This is a genomic window from Gordonia sp. NPDC003429 (genome assembly GCF_053588575.1).
On record NZ_JBSFQF010000009.1, the window covers coordinates 68,036 to 89,759 of the forward strand.

Here is a 21,724-nt window from a genome sequence, read left to right on the forward strand (position 1 = left end):
ACCGTCGCATGACCAGAACCAGGGAACCCTCCTCACGGTCGCTGCGAATGCGGGGGATCGTGGCCGTGCTGGTGGCCGCCGCTGTGGTCGCGCTGCTGGTGCTCAAACCGTTCTCCGGTGGACCCGACACGGTCCGCTTTGCGATCGACGCGCCCTCGCTGCCCGACGGTGTGCAGGAAGGGATTCCCGTCGACATCCGTGGCGAGACCGTGGGTTCGGTGTGCGGGCTCGACGTCTCCCGACGCGACGTGACCCGCATGGAGGTGTGCGTGCGGCCCGACGCCATGGGTGAGCTGACCCAGGACACCGCGGTGAGTTTTGTGTCCCGCAACCTGTTCGGCTCCGACGCCGTCCGCCTGAACCCCACCGGATCGGGTTCACCGGTCACCGGCGGAAGCGTGATCGCGCTGGCGCAGCCGCCGTCGGACTACACCATGACCGCGACGGTGCGCAGTGCCGGCTCGTTCACCCTGCCGGTTCTCACACCCGAACTGACTGCGCTGCTGAACCAGTTGAGCGACACCACGATCCGCATGGCACCGTTCCTGACTTCGGCGATGGTGGCATTGCAGACCCTGCAGCGGGGCCAGACGTCGCGGCTGGCTCCGCTGCTGCCGACCGCCGCAGACGCGCTCAACGGCGTGGGCGCCGCGGGAGCGGGCGCCATCACCTCGCTCATCACCATCACCACCAACCCGCTGCTCAGCGACCACCACTACACCGAGCAGGTGACTCAGATGATCGGCGACATCGGAGATCTGTTCGGCGGCATGGGAGCCCTGTTCAACGGCATGGCCGGGTTCGGCGCATTCCTCGACCTCACCAACGCATTCGCGACGCCGATGCGGCAGTCGCTGGAAGGGGTCACCCCCGCACAGGTGGGCGCGTTGATCGACCATTTCGGCGGCGCCTTCCACACCGATCCGGCCACCGGGCGCACCACGTTGTCGGTCTCGGCGAATCTCGACCTCGTACCCGGCGTGGCCACACCGCTGAACCAGCTGCTCGCCGGGGCGAGGAGCGGCTCATGAGGAGCGCGTCGTCGGCCGCCAGACGGCTCCTGCTGATCCTGGCCGTGGTGATCCTCGCGCTGTACGCGATCGTGCAGGCGATCAACCGGCCGGTCGGCGGCGACGTCGAGACCTACCACGCACAGTTCTCCGACGTGTTCGGGTTGCACCGCAACGCCGATGTCCGGGTGCGCGGTGTGCAGGTGGGCAAGGTCGTCGACATCGAGCTGCAGCCCTCGGGACTTGCCGAGGTGGAGTTCACCGTCCGCACCGCCAACCGGCTGACCGACAAGGACGGTCTCGCGATCCGGTTCCAGAACCTGGTCGGTCAGCGCTATCTCGCGATCACCAAGGCCGAGGTGGAGCCGACCAGCGGTGGCGCCGCGCCGGCTCGCCCGCGCGACCCACACACGGTGATACCGGCCGCGGAGACCGTCGGTTCCTTCGACATCACCAAGCTCTTCAACGGTTTACGTCCGCTGCTGCAGGGCGCCGACCCACAGGTGTTCAACACGTTCGCCCGCAACATGCTCGACCTGCTCCAGGGTGAGGGCACCGTCGGGATCGGCGACGTGCTCGGCGACATCGACCGGCTCACCGGGTTCGCCACCGACAAACGCGCGCTGATCCAGACGATCGTGAACAATCTCGGCGTCATCTCGACCGAATTGCACGGCAAGTCGGCCATGATCAAGGTGATGCTCGACGGGCTCGGCCAGTTGTTCAACGTCCTCGAGACCAAGCTCGATCTGCTCAAGTCGGCGTTCGCCAACGGCGCCAAGGTCTTTCCGCCGACCGTCGAGTTGCTGAGCAACACCTTCGACCTGACGCTCGGCGGGCACGACAACATCTCCGCGCGCATCATGCAACTCGTCCCGAACACCACCAAGTACGCGGATCCTCGGCGCGTTGCCGACCTTCCTGTCGACGGTGAACGACGCCATGGGCCGCCTGGGATTCGACGACACCTGCTCGCACGGTGAGGTGGCGTTGCCGCCGATGGGCGACGTGCTGCTCGGTGGGGGAAGGGTGACGCTGTGCAAGGCCTGACCCGACTCCAGGATTTTGCGGTCCGCGAACAGGTGTCGCGGCGCGCTCAGATTCTGTGGGCGGTCGGCGTGGTGGCCGTGGTGGCACTGCTCATCGGCATCACCGGGGTGCTGTACCTCAAACCACCCGGGCGTGTCACCGTGCACGCGGTGATGTCGGAGGCCGGGGGAATCAAGGAGGGCACAGAGGTCCGCATCGCCGGCATCACCGTGGGAAAGGTCACTCGCGTGTCCCTCGGTGACGACAACGTGAACGTCGACCTGTCGGTGGATCAGACTGTCGCGCTGGGTGATCAGACCTCGCTGGATGTGCGGATGCTCACCGTGGTCGGCGGCGCGTACGTCGCGCTGCTACCCGCGGGCAGCGCACCCCTTGGCGCGCAACCCATTCCCGCGCAACGCACGTCGGTGCCGTACTCGTTGTCGGAGGTGCTCGACGCCGCCGCACGCACCACGAGCGGCATCGATTCACTGACAATGCGCGGCACCGCGATCGCCGCGACCACCAGCCTCGACGCCGCGCCGGGCGCGGTGCGGGGCATCATGTCCGACGTCGCGCAACTGACCGCGGTCCTCGACAAGCAACAGGATCAGCTCAAGAGCGTGGCCGATGTGGGCAGCGAGTACACCTCCGAAATGGTCGCGCAGCGCGCCACGATCACCGCCATGATCGGCCGTATCCATTCGGTGCTGTCGCTGATCATCGGCTACAAGGATCGCGGCATCATCACCTACGACGCGCTCGCGCAACTCGTGCTGTACGTCGGCGGCATTCTCGGCGAGCCGTACCAGACCAGGATCAAACCGCCGTTGCAGCAGGTGATCGCGTCCGCCGAGGAGACCAAGGAGATCTCCCGCCGCATGGGCGATGCGATCGTCGACCTGCGCGGCATCGCCGACAAGTTGACCAGAACACTGCACCCCAACGGGATCGCCCTCGACTTCGCCGACCAGGTGATCGACGACCGGTCGATCTGCATCCCGATCGCGGGGCGCACATGTTGAGCCTGCGCGGGCGCGCCCCCGCGCTGATCGCCGCACTGCTCATCGTGACGGTGCTCGCCGGCGGTGTGGTGGTGTACCTGCGCTCCACGGCCGCCGATACGCGGTCGCTGTGCGCAGAACTCCCCGACGCGGCAGGGCTCTATGCGGGCAATTCGGTGAACATCCGCGGGGTGACGGTGGGCACGGTGAGTTCGCTGGAACCACGCGACGGGCACGTGACGGTGCGCATGCGCGTAGAGAACCGCCCGCTCAGTCCGGATCTCAAGGTGGTGGCGATCAACAACTCGGTGCTCGCCGACCGCCGGCTGGAGCTGGTGGGCAGCGATCCGCGGGGCGGCCCGCAACTGGCCGCGGAAACCTGTGTGCCGCTGTCGCGGACCTTCACACCGATCTCGGTGAGCGCCGCGTTCGAGTCGTTCACGACGATGTTCAATCAGATCGGCGGATCGGGCAGCGACACGTCGCAGCCCGTGGGAGATCTGATCTCGGTGGCCTCCCGCGAGGTGTCGGGCACCGGCGGTGACATGAACAGGATCATCACCAACATGTCGGGGCTGATGGCACAGCCCGACGAGTTCCTCGCGCACATGCGTACCGTGTTCGACAACCTGGCCGTGCTCACCGACATCACCACCCAGAACTGGGACTCGTTGCGCGACATCGGCGTCAACTCGGCGTCGTTGACCCACATGATGGGCAGGCTCATCGAGGATTTCGTGTACATCTTCCAGGGACTCGGTCAGGCCGGACCCGCCATCGACGATCTGTTGGGAACCGTGCTGCCACCGGTCCTCGACCTCGCCGACGTCGCGCAACCGCTGATCGACGTGGGCATCGCGAAGACCCCCGACCTGATCGCCATCCTTCGTGAAACGCCGGGCATCGCCACGAATCTGTCCACCTCGCTGAATCGGTCCGCAGGAGGATTCGCGGTGTCGTACCGGTCGCCGAAGGTAGTGGCCACCACCGCGAGCAGCGCGGCGTTGTGCGCTTTGGTGAATGCGAGCCGAACCGGCAGATGCGATCCGCGAAGCGGGCGCACCGCCGAGGTCGACGTGTCGGCGCTGATCGCGTCGGCCATCCAAGGAGGTCGATCCCGATGATCCGACGCCGTGTGGGTACCGCACTGTGTGTGGTGGCCGTGGTCCTCGCCTTGGCCGTCGTCGCCCTCGGCCGAGGGACCAATCCGGCCAATCTGCTTCCCGCACTGACGTCGTCGGCGGCGTCGAAGACGATCTACGTCGACTTCACCTCGGTGGTCAACCTCCCGTTGGGTGCGCGGGTGCTCTCGCGCGGCACCCAGATCGGTTCGCTGGAGTCCATCGAGCTGGTACCCCAGGCGGCGCGGCTCACGCTGGGCATCACGCCGCAGGCGCAGCTCCCGGTGGGCACGCGGGCAGAACTGCGACAGTCCACCCTGCTCGGTGACATCTACGTGGCGCTCATCCCACCCGCGACGCCGTCGACGGCGACCATGCGCGACGGCGACACCATCGGACTGCACGACACCGACCCGGGACCGCAGATCGAGGACATCATCACCAATCTCGCCGATTTCATGTCCGGCGGCTCGGTGATGCGGGTGCAGGACGCGATCCGCCGGGTCAACGGTTCCGTCGACGTGGCCGACAAGAATCTGCCCGCCGCTTCCCGGGTCGGCGCCGAGGACATCCAGGATCTCGCGCGCGGCACCGCCGAACTCGGATCGATGATCGACACGTTGAAGACCACCACCGACGACATCGCCGCCGACCCGGGCAATCTGGGGTTCGCGATGAGTCCGGAGGGGCAGTTCGGAGTCAGCTCAGTGGCTGCCTCGATCAGCGAGGGATTCAAGCTGGTGGCGGGCTCGGCCGCGCTGGCGATCGGATTGAGCTGGCTGGCACCGCGTTTGGCGCAGCTCAATCCGTTCATGGCACAGATCGTGCCGCTGTTGCGGAGCTACTCGGCGACGTCGACCGAGTTCAACGGCAACATCGGCAAGGTGATCGACCTGACCACCACCAAGCTGGTGCCGTTCGCCCGCAACGGCGGGATCTCCGTGGACAAGGTGACCGCCGGAGCCGACCGGGCCGAGGTCACCACGTCGGTGACCGCGGTGCTCCGCATGATCGGGGCGATCCGGTGAAACCGCGCTACCTGTGGTCGGTGATCGCGACGCTGGCGGTGCTCGTCGTCTCGCTCGCCTACCTGTCGATGGGCGTGCTCAACATGAGCACGTTCTCCGAGCAGACGACCGCCACCATCACCGCACCCAAATCCAATGGCCTGCATGCGGGATCGGCTGTGCTCTATCGTGGCGTGCCGATCGGCTCGGTGACATCGGTGGACTACGCCGGCGCCGGTAACGTCCACATCGGCATCTCCTACGATGCGAGTTACGCGATACCGGCGAACAGTGCGCTGGTGATCGAAAACCAGTCGATGATCGGCGAATCCGGTCTCTTCCTGCGTCCGGTCGAGGGGACCACGGCCCCGCCGATCCGCAGCGGACAGACCCTGCGGGCGTCGGCGGTGGAGGTGCCGGCGTCGGTCCCCGAATTGCTCGGTTCGACCCGCACACTGCTCGATCAGGTGGATTCGTCGCTGATCAACGATCTCGTCGACACTCTCGCCACCGCACTGGCCGGTACCGAGTCGGACATCGAGCGGCTCACTCCCGCGGCGCAGGTGCTCGCGGCCACCATGATCTACTCGCAACCCTCGCTGGAGAAGATCATCGGGAACTCCACCACCATGCTGCGCGACGGCGCGTGGATCGGACCTGCGTTGCGCCCCACCCGGGCCGAACTGGAGTACGCGGGCCGAAGCATCCGTGACGTGGTCACCGCGGTGGAGCCGTTCTCGACATTCACCGACGGCGGCAGGCTGATCCGCGAACGCTGGAAACCGTCGCTGAATCGCGCGGCCACCACGGTCGGCACGATCGCCCCGCCGATGGGCGCCATTGCCTCGGCACTGCTTCCGGCCGCGCAGCGGTCCGGATCGCTGCTGGCCAACCTCGACATCGCCACCCTGCTCGAGCAGGCCATGAAGGTGTTGCCCGGCGACAGTCTTCAACTCAACGTGACCGTACCGAAGTGACCGATGTGACCGAATGACCTACGTGACCGAATGACAGGGGAACCCGAGATGACAACACACACCGATGTCGACGCCGAACCGGACACCGAGGACACCGCTGCCGACGACACGACTCTCGACGCCGGCGCGGCCACCGAACCCGACTCGGGGGCGCCGGACAAGCCGAAGAAGCCGAAGAAGAACAAGAACAAGAAGAGCAAGGGCGCCGAGTCGGCCGAGAACACAGCGCCCGCGGCGGCGCCCGAGCCCGAGAAGCGTTCGGTGGCAGGCGAGTTGCGCGAGTACCTGAATCCGCGTCGGCATCCGGTCATCACCGCGATGTCGGCGCTGTGCGTCGCCGCACTGATCGCCGTCGCCGTTCTGGCGAGTCTGCTCGTCACGCGATCCGACGATCTGACCGCGGCCCGAACGCTGGCGCAGGACAAGGCGACCGCCGAGACCGTGGCCGGAAAGTATGCGGTGGGGGCGGCCACCTTCGACTACAAGGATCTCAAGCCGTGGTCGGCGTCGTTGAAGAAGGGGACCGCACCCGAGCTCAATTCGCGATTCGACGTTGCGGTGAGCACGCTGACCCCGCTGATCCAGGAGGTGCAGTGGTCGCAGACCGCAAAGCTGATCGCCGCCAAGACCGTCGACATCCGCTCCGACCGGCAGTTCGTGGTGCAGGTGTTCGTCTCCACACACATGACGAGCACGCAGAATCCCAAGGGACTCAACACCGTCACTCCCTACACCATCACCCTCGACCGTGACGACAACTGGCTGATCACCGACGTGGCGGGAATTGCGGGCGCGGCGCAGGACGGCTCCGCCGGCGACGGGACACCGGATCTGGCGCCACAGGATTCGACCGGTGGCGGTGGCGATGGCGGTGGCCAGACGCCTGCCGCTCCGGCCCCGCCCACCCCGTGAGCGCCCCGGGCGATCAGGTGCGCCCCACCGGCGGTCGGCTCTCCGGGGCGGGTTGGCTGTCGGGGGCGCTGCTCGCCTCGGCGGTTCTCGCCGCAGCCGCCGTGTTCGCGACCTGGATACGTGCACAAGGGTTTCCGGTGCCCGCATCACCCGACGTCGCGTCGTCGGCCGTCACGCACGCGGGGACCGCGTCCGACATCTCGGTGGCGGGGGTGGGTGGCATGTGCGGTGCGGTGGCGCTCGCGGCGGCATGCCTGCTCGCGGTGATCGCGCTCTGGTCGGCCAGCCCGGCCTATCGTCGGGCACGCGCCGGATACGCCGCCATCGCGGTGGCCGCCCTGGGCATCGCCGCCGTGGTGTGGTTCGTCTGCGACGACGCAGCGCAGCGGGCCCTGCTGGGTGCGGACGTCGACGTGCGCACCGACTCGATGGAACGCACCGCGTGGCCGTGGATCACGTTGTGCTGCTTCGTGATTGCATGTGTCATCGGCGTGTTACTGGTACCGCGGGGTGGTCGGTCGGATGCGGATCAGCCCGGTGATGCTCAGGCGGTGGGGCCCTTGTCACGCACGTCGGCGACCGATCGCATCGCAGCACGCAATTCGGCGAGCCAGTCGTCTTCGTGCTGACCCACCAGCCGCACACACCAGGCCAGCGCGTCGGCTCGCGACCGGGCCACGCCTGCGGCCACCAACGTGTCGAGTACCTGCCGCTGCGGCTGGCGCAGGCGGGTCATCACCGGCACCGCAAGGTGAGTCCACAGTTCGCTGTGGTCGCCCACGCTGACCCCCCACGCGACCTTCGCGTCGAATCGGTGCTCGGCCTCGCGGGCGATACTCATCCGCTCGGCGCGGGTGTCCTCGCGGAATGCTTTGGCACGTCCGGCCCGCGCTTCCTGTCGTGCCGCATCTGTGGCGTTTTCGCCGAGCTCGACGTCGGGGATCGTCAATCGGACGACGATCTCTTCGCGGTCGGTGGTGATGGTCGGGGGTTCGGCTTGCCACGACTCGGGAAGGCGGCCGATGAACCATCCGCCGACCCGATCCGACACGGTTGATGAAGTCATGCTTACATGATTACACAATTACCAGGTAGCCGTCATCCCTTGTGGCGATACGGCAGATACTGCACATTCCAGTGGTTGCCGTCGGGGTCGTCGAAGTAGACGAAGTGACCCCAGGACTGAATGTCGACATCGCTGACGTCGACGCCGGCGGCCAGCAGTTGGGTGCGGGCGGCGGTGATGTCGGAGACGCACAGCATCAGGGTTCCGGGGTTGGGCGGGGCGCCGTCGACGATCCCGGTGCCGAATGCGATCGAGCACTGCGAGCCGGGTGGGGTCATCTGGACGAACCGGATCTCGTCCGACGGTGAACTGTCGTGGTCGGGATGGAAGCCGATGCCCGTGTAGAACTCCTTGGCCCGTCGACGTCGGTGACGGGCAGAAAGGCGACTTCGAGCGTCCAATCCATGATGACCTCCGGTGATCGGCCCCGGTCGGGGGCACGGGACATGCTGACCGGCTCAGCATCTCGGCAATAGCGGACAACTGATGTCCGTGATCGGCCGTGCCCGGTGTCCGCGCGACCGGATAAGGTGACCGATAGTCGAAACGCGGACTACGAGGCGGGGTGTCGTGACGGGAATGGGCGGCGGTCGGGAGCCGCGGCAACAGTGGGGGCCGCAGCAGCCGTACCCACCGCAACCACCGCAGCAGCCGCAACCACCGCAGCAGCCGCAACCACCGCAGCAGCCGTACCCACCGCAGCAGCCGTATCCACCGCAGCAGCTTCCAGGCCCGAACCCCTACGCACCGAACCCGTTCACGCCCCGGCCGCCACGCACGTCGATGATTCTCGCGGGACTGTTCGCCACGGTCGCGGTGATCGCGATCGTCGCGACGTTGATCGTCGTGGCGACCGGCCGTGATTCCTCCGCCGGTTCCGCGCAGCAGACCACGTCGTCGATCCCGAGCCCGACCTCGACCGGCACCACCACGAGCGCATCCTCCGACGGGCCGCCCGGCCTCGTCAGCGGTCCCACCTTCGGTGCCGCCGACAACCCGTCACGGGTGTCCTACGTCGGCGGCGTCCCGTTCTCGTTCCAGATCCCGTCCGACTGGGTGTGCGTCGGCGGCTCCGACGACGTGAAGACAACGGCCGTGGCGAGCTGCGGTCGCAAGGATCTGACGCAGCGAACGGGTGGGGTGGTCGGCATCGAGTCGTGCCCGGCGGCATGCACCCCCGCCGACAACGACGCGCTCGGCACCAGGCTGGGAATCGAACCGTACCGGTGGGTGAACTCCGACCCGTCGACGACGTTCGCCGATCTGCGGGGAACCATCGACAATCAGCCCGCCATCCGCTTGGCGATGCGCTTCGCCTACGCCTCGAAACCCGGGGGTCCCGCAGACACCCTGGCCTTCACGGTCCTCACCGGAACCCCCGGCGACCGAACAGATCTGCTGAAGACCGTCAACGGCGTCCGCGCGGGTGCCGAAGCACACACCTGAATCGTCGATGACGGTAAGGCCTCAGAGCATCACACCGAACATGATCGCCATGCCGGCAGCCATGAACACCTGGCAGAGGTATCCGGAAAAGGCCATGACGTTGGCGGGGTTTCCCGCGCGTCGACGGCGCTCGAAGAACCGGTACAGCCACACCACCGCGGCCACCGCGAACCCGATCGTGATGATCCAGTTGATCGGCGTGACGTAGCCGGGCTGGGTGGCGTGACCCATGTCCATGTCCATGCCCGGCATCGTCGCGTCGTCGCCGTGATCGTGGGCCAGGAGGAGCCGTCCGCTTCCGAGCGTCTGGTCGCCCAACGCGAGGAACACGCGGGTCGCGCCCGCGCCCATGGTCATGCCCTGATCCCCGCCCGGCAGCAGAGTCCCGTTCATCACCACATACATCCACGACATCGCGGCCATCATGAGCGCGTGGTAGACGGCCACCCCGCGGCCGTACACCGAGTCGGTCGGTGGCACACAGCCGCAGTTGGCGCCGCACGTGCAGATCTCCCCGCAACCACAGTCGTGGCCTCGGGCCGACGCCGGTATCGCCATGCTGACCAGGAACCAGAGCGCTGCGATGCCGAAGAAGATCGCGGGACCGGTGGTGGGCCAGCTCATGCTGAACGGCCAGGCCATCACCAGCATCGCCACCGACATGATGAAGTGCAGGATGTGGCCGACGTAGCCGGGCCACGTCATCCGTTGCCGCGCAATGGCGTACACGCACTGCGCGGCCGCGAGGGCGAACAGGATCGTGACGACCCACCGCAACAGGAGGTTCTCGATCATCGCAGACCTCCCACGGCGCGTTGTGACGCCCGGATGCCCCAGGCGGTGTCGACGATCACGAAGAGCGCCAACGGGATTCCGAACCATGGTGCGTACCAGCCGATCACCGCGACCACCGCAACCAGCCCGAGGGCCTCGGCGGGCAGCAGCGACCCCAACGAGCCGCGCCCGGGGGCCTTGGGCAGGCCGCCACGGGTGGGTCGTCGCCGCCACCACATCAGGTAGCCGCGCACGATCACGGTGATCAATCCGATTGCCAGCAGCGCGAGCAGGGCCTGGTTGACCACACCGAACAGGCCCATGTGGGCGCTGATCGCCCACGAGGTGAGCTTGGCGGCGAGCGGCCACTGCGCGAAGTCCACGCGGTCGGTGACCGCGAAGTCATGCGGGTCGACGGCGATGGCGTCGTAGCGGCTCGGGTACCCGCGATTGTTCTCGGCCACCGACCATGCGGCGCCGTCGGTGGCGGGCGGGCTGATCACCATCGGGCCGCGCAACCCCGATCGCGTGGCGGTCTCGTCGACCGACGTCCAGTCCGACGTGGACATCGTTGGGGCGGATACTGTTGTGGCTGAGTCGTGTTCGTGGTGTGCGGGCGACGGTGTGGTGTCTGCCGACAGGTCGGTGTCCACCGACGGGGTGGTCCACGACATCGTCGTGCGCAACTCGCCGATGCTCGCACCGGCGTACCGCGACCAGCTCAGGCCCGATGCCGACAGCGCCAGCAAGCCGACGATGATCCACACACCCACGGCGCCGTGCCAGCTCAGCCGGCGTCGACGGACCGGGGCATCGCGGTCGGGGACCAGCAGTCGGCGGAGTTTGTGCGTTCGGCGCCGGTACCCGATCCACAGGATCAGCCCGCCGAGCGCCACCACCCAGAGCCAACTGGCGGCGATCTCGCTGTAGTTGCGGCCGATCACGCCGAGGTGCAGGTTGCGGTGCAGGTCGTCGAACCACGATCGCACCGGCAGCCACTCGCCGAACGTGGTCAACGCACCGCGAACCTCTCCCGTGTACGGGTCGACGAACACGGTCCGGTTGTGGTCGGCCGGCACGTCGTCGACGGCCAGCACCACGCGTGTTGTGTCCCCGGAGCCGGGTGCCGGGGTGACCGAGGCGATGGTGCCCTCGGGATGGGCCCGGCGCGCGGCGGTCACCTGCTCGCCGAGGGGCAGTGTGCGCTCGCCTGACGCGTCGACGGTGAGTTCGTGTGAATACACGGCTCTGTCGATCTGTGGAATCACCGAATAGAGCAAGCCGGTGACCGCCGCGACCAGCAAGAAGGGGCCCACGAGAATGCCCGCGTAGAAGTGCCACCGCAGCAGAAGCGGACGCCAGCGTTGCGCCGCCGACGCGGGCCGTCGACCCGAACCGCTGTCCGGGCTGGGCGGGTCGATCGCGCTGGGCTGCTCGGTCGGGGCATGGGCGGACTCGGATCTGGTGTTGACCACGTGTCGGTTGTCCTTCGTCGGAGGTCGGGTCTGACCGGCTGTGTGATGGTGCGGCGCCGCGGCGCGGCTCATCGGTGTCGTGAGGAGTAGTCGAGCGGCCGCAGCGCGCAGTTCCCGGCCATCTATGTGACCTGCGCCACTGAGAGTGGCTGTCGGCTCGTGACGCCGGGGTTCGGGTTGAGCGTGCCCACTGTCGGGTTGAGCGTGCCCGGAGGAGTGTTACCGACGCGCATGTGGGCACGCTCGATCGAGATCTGGGCACGCTCGACGGGGTTGTGGGCACGCTCGATCGAGATCTGGGCACGCTCGGCGGCCTTCTGCACGGGCCAATATCCTTGAGCCGTGCAGCCCGACGCCCCACTCAGTGATCGCCCTCTCGCCGATCTTCCCGTCACGATCTACGGCCCCGACTTCCCGTTCGCCTACGACGACTGGATCACCCACCCCTCCGGGCTCGGTACGGTGCCCGAGCACGCGCGGGGTACCGAGGTCGCCATCATCGGCGCGGGGATGGCAGGCATGGTGGCCGCGTACGAGCTGATGCGGCTCGGACTACGACCGGTGGTCTACGAGGCCGACCGCATCGGCGGCCGACTGCGGTCGGAGCCGTTCGTCCCGGGCGAACCGGAGGTGGCCGAACTCGGCGGCATGCGGTTCCCGATCTCCTCGCGTGCGTTCTTCCACTACGTCGACTCGTTGGGACTGCGGGCGCAGCCGTTTCCCAACCCGCTGACCGAGGCTGCGGGCTCCACCGTGGTCGATCTCGGCGGCCGCACACACTATGCCCGCACGCTCGACGACCTGCCGCCGATCTACCGCGAGGTCGCCGACGCCTGGGACACCGCGCTCGAACGCATCGCAGGCTTCTCCGGACTCCAGGACGCCATCCGCGCGCGCGACACCGTGGCCCTGAAGAAGATGTGGGACGAGCTGGTTCATCAGTGGGACGACCGGAGCTTCTACGACTTCCTGGCCACCTCCGAGGAGTTCGGCTCACTCTCGTTCCGGCATCGCGAGTTGTTCGGACAGGTCGGATTCGGCACCGGCGGATGGGATTCCGACTTCGCCAACTCGATGCTCGAGATCCTGCGGGTGGTGGTGACCAATTGCGACAGCGATCAGTACCTGATCGTCGGCGGCGCCGAACAGGTACCACGTCGACTGTGGAGCGACACACCCCACCGCATCGCGCACTGGCCGGTGGGCACCAGCCTGTCGTCGCTGCACAGCGGGGTGCCCAAGGCCGGGGTCGCCGCCATCCGCCGACTCGGCCGCGACCGCATCGAGGTCACCGACCGCTGGGGCGACACCCGCGTGTTCCCGGCCGTGATCGCGACCTGCCAGGCGTGGCTGCTGTCCACCGAGATCGAGTGCGACGAATCGCTGTTCAGCCAGGACCTCTGGATGGCGTTGGATCGCACTCGCTACATGCAGTCGTCGAAGACCTTCGTGATGGTCGACCGCCCGTTCTGGAAGGACACCGATCCCGTCACCGGCCGCGACGTGCTCAGCATGACGTTGACCGATCGTCTCACCCGCGGCACCTACCTGTTCGACAACGGCCCCGACCGGCCCGGCGTCATCTGCCTCTCGTACACGTGGATGAGCGATGCCCTCAAGGTGCTGCCCCATCCGGTGGAACGGAGGGTGGAACTCGCCCTGTCGGCGCTGGCCAAGATCTATCCGGACGTCGACATCGCCGGGCACATCGTGGGGCGGCCGATCACCGTCTCATGGGAGGACGACCCCAACTTCCTGGGCGCGTTCAAGGGTGCGCTGCCCGGCCACTACCGCTACAACACCCGCATGTACGGACACTTCCACAATCAGGAGGGGCTCCCCGACGCCGAGCGGGGCATCTTCATCGCCGGCGACGACGTGTCGTTCACGCCCGCCTGGGTGGAGGGTGCGGTGCAGACGGGCCTCAACGCCGTATGGGGAGTGCTCAATCACGTTGGTGGACAATGTCACCCGGGCAATCCCGGACCAGGTGACGTCTTCGCCGACCTCGGGCCCGTCGACATCGGAGAATGATCACATGAATGCCGAAACACTTCGTATCGCGCTGTTGCAGTGCGAATCCCTGCCCGACGACGTCGATGGAAACCTCGGCAGGCTCGAGGCCGCGGCGGTCGACTCCGCCGCCGAGGGAGCCGATCTGCTCATCACCCCGGAGATGTTCGCCACCGGCTACAACATCGATGCGGCCACCGCGCGCCGACTCGCCGACCCCGTGTCGGGCGGCCCGCTGGCCGACGCGGTGTCCGGGATCGCGCGGCGAACCGGCATTGCGATCCTCTACGGCTGCGCCGAGTTGAGCGCGGATGATCACGTCTACAACACCGTCCGCCTGGTCGACGCGTCCGGGCGGCAACTCGCCGCCCACCACAAAACCCAGCTGTTCGGTGAGATCGACCGCGCTGCGGTGAGCGCCGGAGCAGAGCCGCCAGCGGTGGTCGACCTCGACGGATGGTCGCTCGGCCTGCTCATCTGTTACGAGGTGGAGTTCCCCGAACTCGCGCGACGACTCGCTGTCGACGGCATCGACGTACTGTGCGTGCCGACGGCAAACATGCCCGAATACGACGCGGTGCAGACCATTTTGCTACCCGCCCGCGGACTGGAGAACCAGATCGCCGTCGCGTACGCGAACTACTGCGGCACCGAGGGCGATCTGGCGTACGGCGGGCTGAGTGAGTTGATCGGTCCCGATGGGATGGTGCTCGCGCGTGCCGGGCGCGAACCCGAACTCGTGATCGCCGAGATCCGCCGCGCCGAAATCGCCGAATCCCGGCGGCGCTTCCCGTATCTCGCGGATCGGCGCCCCGAGATGTACTGACCTCGGACGATCGCGAATCGCCGGATCAATGTGTCAAGGATCACGATTCGGTGTGGACAACGTCGGCGGCATACTTTACCGTTACCTACGGGTCAGTAAGCTACTCGTGAGTAGCTCGCGGTGGGGGGAGTTCGTTACCGTAGGCGTGGTATGTCCACGTTGCCGTCCCGGTCGCGAGAATCCCTCTTCGCCAACGTGATTCGTGTCCCATGTGGTAGTCGAGGCGAAACGAGGATGATGTGACCGAGCTAGCGCAGATCAACGTTCCCGCGCGCCGTGAAGCCCACTTTCTCCGGCCCGCGCCTCTCATCGAGGCCATCGAGATCGAAAAGGCCATCGTGTTACCCGGCCTCGAGTTGCTGCGCGGCAGTCCGGAGCGATTCGCGCTGGTCGACGAGACCCTGCGCGGACTCGACGATGCCGTCGAACGCCATGATCGCACCCTCGATGCGATGATCGGGCAGCTGATCGATGCGATCGGTGAAGACCGTTGCGCGGCAGATCAATTCGCGCTGTCTCAGGGCGGTCTCACGGTGCGGGCAGCGCACAGCCTGATGGTGGACTTCCGGCGGTCCGGTGACGAGTTCAAGGTCGACCTGGTGGCGTTGGCCTTCCTGTTCGTCGCTCTCCATGTGCTGACCGACCCGACCAACTGCGGAACCGCGTCGCGACGACTGAATCTGGTGCCGCCACCGTTGCACCGCGACAAGGCGCTGATCGGACGTGTATTCGCCCATGCGCTCGAGGGGTTCGACCCCGTGCATCGGCAACTCCTGGCGATCTACATCGGCAAGGCGAGTCACTTCTTCGCCCTTCCCGACGCGACCCGATGGGGAAGCGACCCGGATGGCCCCGACGACGAGCAGGGCGTAGACCTGTCGATCGTGCGATACAACCCGCACGCGTTGCGAACATCGTGCCTGCACGTCGGGCTCGATGTGTCGTCACTGCGGATTGCGTCGGCCACCTGAGATCGGCACGAGGGGACGGCTCGGGCCGGCGGTATTCATCCGCCGGTCCGAGCCGCTGCTGTTGGTGCGCCGGTGGACGTAGTCTCGTGGGGTGAACTCGTCCGCTGCTCGACGGTTCCGGTGGCTTCTGCACATCGACCTCGATCAGTTCCAGGTGTCGGTGGAACGACTTCGGAGTCCCGAACTCGTGGGAGTGCCGGTGATCGTCGGCGGGAACGGCGATCCCACCGAACCCCGCAAGGTGGTCACCTGCGCTTCCTACGAGGCTCGCGCCGAAGGGGTGCGTGCCGGGATGCCGCTGCGCTCGGCATACCGCAAGATGAGCGACGCCGTGTATCTACCGCTGGACACCGACGCCTACGATGCCGCCTCGGCGGAGGTGATGGATGCCGTTCGCGGACTGAGCCATCCGGTGGAGGTCTGGGGCTGGGACGAGGCCTACATCGGTGTCGGGGAAATCGGGCGGGTGGAAGAGCTCGGCCCCGGGCGTGACGGTGGACATGAGGTCGGGGGACATGAGGTCGGGGAACACAGGGCCGGGGAACACGAGGTCGGTGACCGCGAGATCCTCGACCTCGCCGCCCGGATGCGCGCGACGGTGATCGGCGCGACCGGCCTCGACTGTTCGCTCGGGATCAGCGACAACAAGCAGCGGGCGAAGATGGCCACCGAGTTCGCGAAGAAGCCCGACCGGCTACCGCAGGGCGCCGAACGGCAATCCGTGATTCCGGTGGCGCCGCTGCCCGACAAGGTGTTCCTGCTCGACAACCGCAACTGGCTGGCACTGATGGCAGATCGTCCCACCCGCGAACTGTGGAGCGTGGGTCCCAAGACGGCGGACAAGCTCACCGCACGAGGTATCTCCACCGTCCGCGAACTCATCGCGACGCCGCGCGAGCGGTTGATCGAGGTGTTCGGACCGCATCAGGGCAACTGGCTGTATGTGCTGTGCCGCGGCGGGGGAGATGCGACGATCACGGTGGAGCCGTGGGAAGCGCGATCGCATTCCAAGTCGCGCACGTTCCCCGTCGATCTCGTCACAACCGACGAGAAGCTCTCGGCAGCAGCGGAACTGACCGAGGAGCTGCTGGCGCAGGTGGTCGGGGAGGGCCGGGTAGCCTTTCGCGTTGCGGTCACCGTACGCACGTCGACCTTCTACACGCGGACCAAGTCGCGTAAGCTGCCCGCACCGACCACCGATGCGGACGAGATCGATCCGGTGGTGGCCGACCTGCTGGCCCGATTCGAGGCCGACCGCCCGGTGCGGTTGCTCGGCGTGCGGCTCGATCTCGTGCCGGTGGACGAATCCACGCACGTGACAGCGGACTAGGAGACCGCCGGCCGTCCGGCGGCGCCGGATGAGGAGAATCAGATGCGGGTCAACGTGAACCAGCGGTGGCGGGCAGGAGTGATCGCTGCCCTCGCCTTGTTGACCCTCGCCTTGTTGACCCCCGCCTCCTTGACCCCCGCCTTGTTGACCATCGTCGGCGGTCCCGCGGTGGCGTCCGCCGCGCCCGCCGCGCCGCCGGTCGCCCGCGACTCGGGCGACGGGACCGGCGCCGAACTCGCGAATCCGGGTGGCTCCCTGGCCGGCACCAACGACTTCGGGTGCCGGCCGACGCCCCAACACCCGCGGCCGGTCGTCCTGTTGCACGGTGTGGGCGGGGGCAGACAGACCAACTGGGCGGGGCTGGCACCGGTCCTGCACGACGAGGGTTACTGCGTGTTCGCGCCCACCTACACCCCGCTGGGCGCGTCGTGGCCGGCGTCGGCGGTGGGCGGGCTCGACTACAAGACCGAGAGTGCTTGGCAAGTAAAGGAATTCGTCGACAAGGTGCTGCGGGAGACGGGCGCCGACCAGGTAAACATCGTCAGCCATTCGCTGGGTACCGAGGTCGGTGTGTACTGGATGAAATACTACGGCGGCGCTCCCAGGGTGGCCCATTACGTGTCCCTGGCGCCCTATTGGCGGCAGGGACATGATCTCGGCGACACCCGCAGCGACGTGATCGGCGCGCTCAAGGATCGGCTGGGCCGACAGCGGCGGGCCGACCCCACGTGTGCCGGGTGTACGCCGCGGCCGGCGGGCACCGACTTCCACGACGCGGTGCGCGTACCCAGCCCGTACCAACGCGGCATCCGCTACACCAACATCGTGACCCGCTACGACGAGGTCAACGCGCACTACACCGACGGTCTGCTGCCCGGACCGCCCGGCACCGATGTCACCAACATCACCGTGCAGGACGGGTGCGCGGCCGATCATTCCGATCATCTGTCACTGGTCTATGACCGGCGCGCAGCAGCGCTCGTTCTCAACGCGCTCGATCCCGCGCACCCGCGGCCGGTGCCGTGCGTCGCGGTGGCTCCGTTCACCGGCGGCTGAGCGGCCCGGGGCAGCCGAGTCAGTGCGGCGCCGCGACGAGGTGCTCGCGGGCGTGGGCCACCGCGTCGTCGAGGGAATCCATCAGATGATTCTCGTGACGTAGGGCGTCGATCACGCCGACACCTTCGAGCAGCCGAAGATGCTCTGCCTGTACGCCCTTGATGATCACGGTGATTCCGCGCGACTCCAGGTCGCTGACGATCTCCTCCAGCGTGTGTGCTCCGGTCGCGTCCAGCATGCCCAGATGTGACATCCGGATGATCACCACCTCCACCGCGGGATGTCCCGCGTCGGATTGCATCGCCGACGAGATGCGTTCGGCGGCACCGAAGAACATCGCCCCGTCGAGGCGGAGCAACGCAATCCGGTCGTCGCCGGGCTGCGGTTCGCCGGGCAGCGGTTCACGGGTGACGCTCGAGCGCTTGGCCACCTGCCGCAGTGCGAAGAACGCGGCCACCACGATGCCGATCTGCACGGCCTCGATCAGGTCGAAGCACACGGTGATGATGGCGGTGATGACGAAGATGACGGCGTCGGAGCGCGTGGAGCGCATGATCTTGACGACGGTCGACGCCGAGATCATCCGGAAGCAGGTCACCATCAGCACGCCGGCGAGTGCGGCGAGCGGGATCTGCGACACCGGGCCGGTGGCCAGATAGACGACGCCGAGCAGGAACACCGAGTGCACGATCGCCGAGACGCGGGTGCGCGCACCGGACCGGACGTTGACCGCGGTGCGGGCGATGGCACCGGTGGCCGGCATACCGCCGAACAGTCCCGACGCCACCGAGGCCAGACCCTGCCCGCTCAGTTCGCGGTCGGGATCGTACGGGCCGGTGGGCGACATGGTGGCCGCCACGCGTGCGGAGAGCAGTGACTCGATGGCGGCGAGTGCGGCGATCGCCAGTGCCGCGCCGAGCAGCGACTTCATCGCCGCGGGATCCGCGTGCGGCAGCGTGGGTGCGGGCAGGTGCGAGGGCAACTCACCAATGCGCGTCACATCGATGTGCCCGAACTGCACCACAAGGGTGGCGACGATGACCGCGGTCAGCGACTCCGGGATCGCGCGATGGATGCGCGGAAGGACCACCATCAGCACTGCGATGAGGGCAACCACACCCAGCGTGCGGGCCGCGACCGCCCAGTCGGCGTGCGCCACCACGTCGATCGCGGCGGGCAGCGTGCGCTCCCCGGCCGGGGCTTTCGCGCCGAACGCCGCGGGTACCTGTTGCAGAAAGATGATGATCGCGATGCCGAGGGTGAATCCCTCGATGACCGGCCACGGGATGAAGGTGACGGCCCGACCGAGACCCACCACGCCCGCGATGAGCACGATGAGCCCGGCCAACACCGTGACCAACGCGATCGATCCGATGCCGTGCTGGGCGACGATCGGCGCGAGGATCACTGCCATCGCGCCCGTGGGACCCGACACCTGAACGTGTGAACCGCCGAAGATCGCGGCGACGAGGCCGGCGATCACCGCGGTGATCAGACCCGCGGCGGCGCCGACTCCCGAACTGATGCCGAACGCCAGCGCGAGGGGGAGCGCGACCACGCCGACGGTGATGCCCGCGAGGATGTCGCCCTTCCACGTCCGGCGAAGTCCGGCGTAGTCAGAGCGGCCGGGCAGCAGCGATGCGAGTCGCTCCGGATGGAGCGACCGGAGATGGCCGGGGAGTCTGCGTGCGATCGGGGGATGTCCGGCGCTCACCGCGGTGTCACGGGGGGCAGCGCCCACATGGCGTCGAGCTGGTCACGGGCGACGCCGAGTGTGTCGCCGAGGAATGACCGCGCGATCACGAGAAGGTCGGCCACCTTGGGGTTGGCCAGTTCGTAGAACACCGCGTTTCCGCCCCGACGGCTGCGCACCACGCGGTGGCGCTTGAGGACGGCCAAATGCTGCGACATCGTGGTGGCTTCGATGCCAGTGACGCGGAGCAGTTCGCTCACCGGCGTCGGCTCCTCGTTGGAGGAGATGATCTCGAGCACCCGGATACGAACGGGGTGGGCGAGTCCCTTGAACAGATTCGCCTTGATCTCGTAGAGCGGCTGCGGCCAGTTGTCTGACATTGCGGAATCTTCCTCGCTGACGGCGATCGGGGTGAGGCAACCCATGGATTCATGGATTACGCAATTACGCAATCGTGATGGTAGCGCAACGACTTCCGAGTTGCTACCGAGCTCTTTCCTCAGTCCGGCGGGGTGGGCGTGAGGCGGCGGGGCGGCACGGTCATGCCCTGGGGATTCGCACGCCGAACAGACGTGCACCGGGATCGGGTGTGAGCCCGATCTCGGCCCACGGGGTACCCACCGCCACGACCGCGTACGCCGAGGTCGGGAACCGTTCGATGGTTGCGTCGGGGTCGAGGGAGAGCGCCGTGTCCGGCATCCCGGGCTCATGTCCCACCACCAGCAGCGTGCTCGCGCCGGCGGGCGCGTGAACACGCAGCGCCTCCAGGATGTCGTCGGGGGTGCCGCCGTAGATCTCGTCGAGAAAAGTGGTCGGCGCCGTGATCCCGGTGCGCTCGAGGGTTTGCCGGGTGCGGGTCGCGCTGGAGCAGAGGATCGCGTCGACGACGAGACCCTCGTCGCGCATCCACTGGCCGGCCAGCGCCGCCTCACGTCGTCCGCGTTCGGCCAGCGGCCGATCATGGTCGGGCACCCCCGCGGGATACCCCGACTTGCCGTGCCGCAGCAGCACGAGAGTGCGCGGGTGTTCGCTCATGCGACGCCCCGGCGGTTGCCATCGACAGGGGTTGCCGTCGACCGATGGACCATCACCCGGCGCAGCGCGGTGACCGTTGCCCGCCACGCGGATGCCTCCTGGCGCAGGTAGGCGGCACGGTCGGTGTCGTCGCGGCACTCGGCCTCGTCGGCTTCCGCGTCGAGGTCGAGCGACTCGTCGAGACAGTCGGTCACGATCGACATCAGCGCCGCGGTGTCGGTGCGCCGCTCGTCGAGCACGCGCGCGATCGTCTCGGCGTCGAGGGTGGCGAGGCGTTCGAAGTCGGACCGGAACCTCATGTCTTCACGCTACGACGCCCCATCGGCTCCCGGGTGCACCCACGCCGGGGTGGTCCGGGTCCGCGGTGCCACCGGGTGTCTGTTCACTCACATCTTCCCCTTGTTGGTTGGCATTCCGACGGCTAAGCGGACTACGGTCCAATTTCATGGCATCCAATGACTCGACAAGTTCCAAGGCACTCGACGCCGGTCTGCTCACGCTGCGACTGGCGGTGGGAGCCACACTGTTCGCGCACGGCACCCAAAAGCTCGCGGGCTGGTTCGGCGGGCATGGCCTGGAGGGAACCACCGCGGGCATGCAGCAGATGGGCTTCGAGCCCGCCCGCACCTCGGCGTTGGCGGCCGGGGCCAGTGAGGCCGCGGGCGGCCTGGTTGCGCTGGGTGCCGGGACACGTCTCGCGGCGGCCGCCGGAAGTGCGGCGATGCTCGCGGCGGCCGATGTGCACCGGCCCAGCGGATTCTTCGCTCAGGAGGGCGGATTCGAGTATCCGGCCGTCCTCGGTCTCGCCTCGGCCGCGCTGGCGCTGACCGGTCCGGGCAGGTACTCGATCGACGCCGCGGTGGGACGCAAGATCAACACCGCGGGCATCGGTGTCGCCGCACTCGGCGCAGCGACGCTCGGGGCGGTCGGTGTTCTCGGTCGGCGCAAGAAGGCGCTCGCCGCCCGCGCGGTCTGACCT

At 67.6% G+C, this 21,724-nt stretch carries 23 protein-coding genes and 1 pseudogene; 15 read left to right on the forward strand and 9 right to left on the reverse strand.

Going from position 1 to position 21,724, the window contains the following annotated elements:
* Positions 1-8 precede the first annotated feature (8 nt).
* From ACWDSI_RS12680 to ACWDSI_RS12715, 8 genes are read left to right on the forward strand one after another with little or no spacing between them, the layout of a single operon-like run.
* A complete protein-coding gene (locus ACWDSI_RS12680) occupies positions 9-1,031 on the forward strand; it encodes a mammalian cell entry protein (protein ID WP_449756744.1) in 1,023 nt (340 codons plus the stop codon).
* Complete coding sequence (locus tag ACWDSI_RS12685) at positions 1,028-1,993, forward strand: MlaD family protein (protein ID WP_449756745.1); 966 nt, start codon at positions 1,028-1,030, stop codon at positions 1,991-1,993. Before ACWDSI_RS12680 ends, ACWDSI_RS12685 begins: the two co-directional genes overlap by 4 nt.
* Positions 1,994-2,047: 54 nt before the next feature.
* Positions 2,048-3,064, forward strand: a complete 1,017-nt coding sequence (locus ACWDSI_RS12690) for an MlaD family protein (RefSeq protein WP_449756746.1) — start codon at positions 2,048-2,050, stop codon at positions 3,062-3,064.
* On the forward strand, positions 3,058-4,167 hold the full coding sequence (locus tag ACWDSI_RS12695; RefSeq protein WP_449756747.1) for an MlaD family protein: 1,110 nt from the start codon (positions 3,058-3,060) through the stop codon (positions 4,165-4,167). The genes ACWDSI_RS12690 and ACWDSI_RS12695 overlap by 7 nt, the downstream gene beginning before the upstream one ends.
* Positions 4,164-5,192, forward strand: coding sequence for an MlaD family protein (locus ACWDSI_RS12700; RefSeq protein WP_449746699.1), 1,029 nt, complete (start codon positions 4,164-4,166; stop codon positions 5,190-5,192). Before ACWDSI_RS12695 ends, ACWDSI_RS12700 begins: the two co-directional genes overlap by 4 nt.
* Complete coding sequence (locus ACWDSI_RS12705; protein ID WP_449756748.1) at positions 5,189-6,148, forward strand: MlaD family protein; 960 nt, start codon at positions 5,189-5,191, stop codon at positions 6,146-6,148. Before ACWDSI_RS12700 ends, ACWDSI_RS12705 begins: the two co-directional genes overlap by 4 nt.
* A 48-nt stretch (positions 6,149-6,196) precedes the next feature.
* Positions 6,197-7,060, forward strand: coding sequence for a serine/threonine protein kinase (locus ACWDSI_RS12710; protein ID WP_449756749.1), 864 nt, complete (start codon positions 6,197-6,199; stop codon positions 7,058-7,060).
* Entirely contained in the window at positions 7,057-7,689 is a 633-nt protein-coding gene (locus ACWDSI_RS12715; RefSeq protein ID WP_449746696.1) for a hypothetical protein, read from the forward strand. The genes ACWDSI_RS12710 and ACWDSI_RS12715 overlap by 4 nt, the downstream gene beginning before the upstream one ends.
* Here ACWDSI_RS12715 and ACWDSI_RS12720 read toward each other — a convergent pair.
* The gene (locus ACWDSI_RS12720) at positions 7,605-8,126 is read right to left on the reverse strand and encodes a hypothetical protein (protein WP_449746695.1); all 522 of its coding nucleotides are present in this window, start codon (positions 8,124-8,126) and stop codon (positions 7,605-7,607) included. The two genes, ACWDSI_RS12715 and ACWDSI_RS12720, sit on opposite strands and share 85 nt — an antisense overlap.
* Before the next feature lie 32 nt (positions 8,127-8,158).
* Positions 8,159-8,532 (reverse strand): annotated as a pseudogene (locus ACWDSI_RS12725) (VOC family protein).
* A gap of 164 nt (positions 8,533-8,696) precedes the next feature.
* Here ACWDSI_RS12725 and ACWDSI_RS12730 point away from each other — a divergent pair.
* Positions 8,697-9,572: a hypothetical protein gene (locus ACWDSI_RS12730; protein WP_449756750.1), complete on the forward strand. Its 876-nt coding sequence runs from the start codon at positions 8,697-8,699 to the stop codon at positions 9,570-9,572.
* Positions 9,573-9,593: 21 nt separating this feature from the next.
* Here the strand turns inward: ACWDSI_RS12730 and ACWDSI_RS12735 are convergent, their stop codons facing one another.
* The 3 genes from ACWDSI_RS12735 to ACWDSI_RS12745 all read right to left on the reverse strand — a co-directional run bounded on the left by ACWDSI_RS12735 (position 9,594) and on the right by ACWDSI_RS12745 (position 12,144).
* Positions 9,594-10,367: a DUF5134 domain-containing protein gene (locus tag ACWDSI_RS12735; RefSeq protein WP_449746692.1), complete on the reverse strand. Its 774-nt coding sequence runs from the start codon at positions 10,365-10,367 to the stop codon at positions 9,594-9,596.
* Positions 10,364-11,767 carry a PepSY-associated TM helix domain-containing protein gene (locus ACWDSI_RS12740; protein ID WP_449746765.1) on the reverse strand — a complete coding sequence of 468 codons (1,404 nt, stop codon included), beginning with the start codon at positions 11,765-11,767 and terminating at the stop codon, positions 10,364-10,366. Before ACWDSI_RS12740 ends, ACWDSI_RS12735 begins: the two co-directional genes overlap by 4 nt.
* 176 nt (positions 11,768-11,943) lie before the next feature.
* Entirely contained in the window at positions 11,944-12,144 is a 201-nt protein-coding gene (locus tag ACWDSI_RS12745; RefSeq protein WP_449746691.1) for a hypothetical protein, read from the reverse strand.
* 19 nt (positions 12,145-12,163) lie between these two features.
* Here ACWDSI_RS12745 and ACWDSI_RS12750 point away from each other — a divergent pair, with 19 nt between their 5' ends.
* The 5 genes from ACWDSI_RS12750 (at position 12,164) to ACWDSI_RS12770 (ending at position 18,017) form a co-directional block, all read left to right on the forward strand.
* Positions 12,164-13,855 (forward strand): flavin monoamine oxidase family protein, encoded by a 1,692-nt coding sequence (locus ACWDSI_RS12750; protein ID WP_449746690.1) that lies wholly within the window; start codon positions 12,164-12,166, stop codon positions 13,853-13,855.
* Positions 13,856-13,859: 4 nt separating this feature from the next.
* Positions 13,860-14,660 carry a carbon-nitrogen hydrolase family protein gene (locus ACWDSI_RS12755; protein WP_449746689.1) on the forward strand — a complete coding sequence of 267 codons (801 nt, stop codon included), beginning with the start codon at positions 13,860-13,862 and terminating at the stop codon, positions 14,658-14,660.
* Positions 14,661-14,899: 239 nt separating this feature from the next.
* A complete protein-coding gene (locus ACWDSI_RS12760) occupies positions 14,900-15,631 on the forward strand; it encodes a hypothetical protein (RefSeq protein ID WP_449746688.1) in 732 nt (243 codons plus the stop codon).
* Between the two features lie 91 nt (positions 15,632-15,722).
* Positions 15,723-16,961 (forward strand): Y-family DNA polymerase, encoded by a 1,239-nt coding sequence (locus ACWDSI_RS12765; protein ID WP_449756751.1) that lies wholly within the window; start codon positions 15,723-15,725, stop codon positions 16,959-16,961.
* 42 nt (positions 16,962-17,003) lie between these two features.
* The gene (locus ACWDSI_RS12770) at positions 17,004-18,017 is read left to right on the forward strand and encodes an esterase/lipase family protein (RefSeq protein ID WP_449756752.1); all 1,014 of its coding nucleotides are present in this window, start codon (positions 17,004-17,006) and stop codon (positions 18,015-18,017) included.
* Between the two features lie 19 nt (positions 18,018-18,036).
* On the opposite strand, the gene ACWDSI_RS12775 is transcribed toward ACWDSI_RS12770, so the two are convergent.
* The 4 genes from ACWDSI_RS12775 to ACWDSI_RS12790 all read right to left on the reverse strand — a co-directional run bounded on the left by ACWDSI_RS12775 (position 18,037) and on the right by ACWDSI_RS12790 (position 21,044).
* Entirely contained in the window at positions 18,037-19,653 is a 1,617-nt protein-coding gene (locus ACWDSI_RS12775; protein ID WP_449746764.1) for a SulP family inorganic anion transporter, read from the reverse strand.
* Between the two features lie 74 nt (positions 19,654-19,727).
* Positions 19,728-20,090, reverse strand: coding sequence for an ArsR/SmtB family transcription factor (locus tag ACWDSI_RS12780; protein WP_449756753.1), 363 nt, complete (start codon positions 20,088-20,090; stop codon positions 19,728-19,730).
* 160 nt (positions 20,091-20,250) lie between these two features.
* Positions 20,251-20,745, reverse strand: a complete 495-nt coding sequence (locus ACWDSI_RS12785) for a SixA phosphatase family protein (RefSeq protein ID WP_449746684.1) — start codon at positions 20,743-20,745, stop codon at positions 20,251-20,253.
* Positions 20,742-21,044: a hypothetical protein gene (locus tag ACWDSI_RS12790; RefSeq protein WP_449746683.1), complete on the reverse strand. Its 303-nt coding sequence runs from the start codon at positions 21,042-21,044 to the stop codon at positions 20,742-20,744. The genes ACWDSI_RS12785 and ACWDSI_RS12790 overlap by 4 nt, the downstream gene beginning before the upstream one ends.
* A gap of 146 nt (positions 21,045-21,190) precedes the next feature.
* Here ACWDSI_RS12790 and ACWDSI_RS12795 point away from each other — a divergent pair, with 146 nt between their 5' ends.
* Complete coding sequence (locus ACWDSI_RS12795) at positions 21,191-21,721, forward strand: DoxX family protein (protein WP_449746682.1); 531 nt, start codon at positions 21,191-21,193, stop codon at positions 21,719-21,721.
* The last annotated feature ends 3 nt before the right edge of the window (positions 21,722-21,724 follow it).

Bases quoted from the DNA above. Each gene is read 5' to 3' on its own strand.
- ACWDSI_RS12735 (WP_449746692.1), bottom strand. From the start codon at position 10,367: ATGATCGAGAACCTCCTGTTGCGGTGGGTCGTCACGATCCTGTTCGCC.
- ACWDSI_RS12780 (WP_449756753.1), bottom strand. From the start codon at position 20,090: ATGTCAGACAACTGGCCGCAGCCGCTCTACGAGATCAAGGCGAATCTG.
- ACWDSI_RS12720 (WP_449746695.1), bottom strand. From the start codon at position 8,126: ATGACTTCATCAACCGTGTCGGATCGGGTCGGCGGATGGTTCATCGGC.
- ACWDSI_RS12770 (WP_449756752.1), top strand. From the start codon at position 17,004: ATGCGGGTCAACGTGAACCAGCGGTGGCGGGCAGGAGTGATCGCTGCC.
- ACWDSI_RS12790 (WP_449746683.1), bottom strand. From the start codon at position 21,044: ATGAGGTTCCGGTCCGACTTCGAACGCCTCGCCACCCTCGACGCCGAG.
- ACWDSI_RS12700 (WP_449746699.1), top strand. From the start codon at position 4,164: ATGATCCGACGCCGTGTGGGTACCGCACTGTGTGTGGTGGCCGTGGTC.
- ACWDSI_RS12695 (WP_449756747.1), top strand. From the start codon at position 3,058: ATGTTGAGCCTGCGCGGGCGCGCCCCCGCGCTGATCGCCGCACTGCTC.
- ACWDSI_RS12755 (WP_449746689.1), top strand. From the start codon at position 13,860: ATGAATGCCGAAACACTTCGTATCGCGCTGTTGCAGTGCGAATCCCTG.
- ACWDSI_RS12710 (WP_449756749.1), top strand. From the start codon at position 6,197: ATGACAACACACACCGATGTCGACGCCGAACCGGACACCGAGGACACC.
- ACWDSI_RS12795 (WP_449746682.1), top strand. From the start codon at position 21,191: ATGGCATCCAATGACTCGACAAGTTCCAAGGCACTCGACGCCGGTCTG.
- ACWDSI_RS12785 (WP_449746684.1), bottom strand. From the start codon at position 20,745: ATGAGCGAACACCCGCGCACTCTCGTGCTGCTGCGGCACGGCAAGTCG.
- ACWDSI_RS12685 (WP_449756745.1), top strand. From the start codon at position 1,028: ATGAGGAGCGCGTCGTCGGCCGCCAGACGGCTCCTGCTGATCCTGGCC.
- ACWDSI_RS12680 (WP_449756744.1), top strand. From the start codon at position 9: ATGACCAGAACCAGGGAACCCTCCTCACGGTCGCTGCGAATGCGGGGG.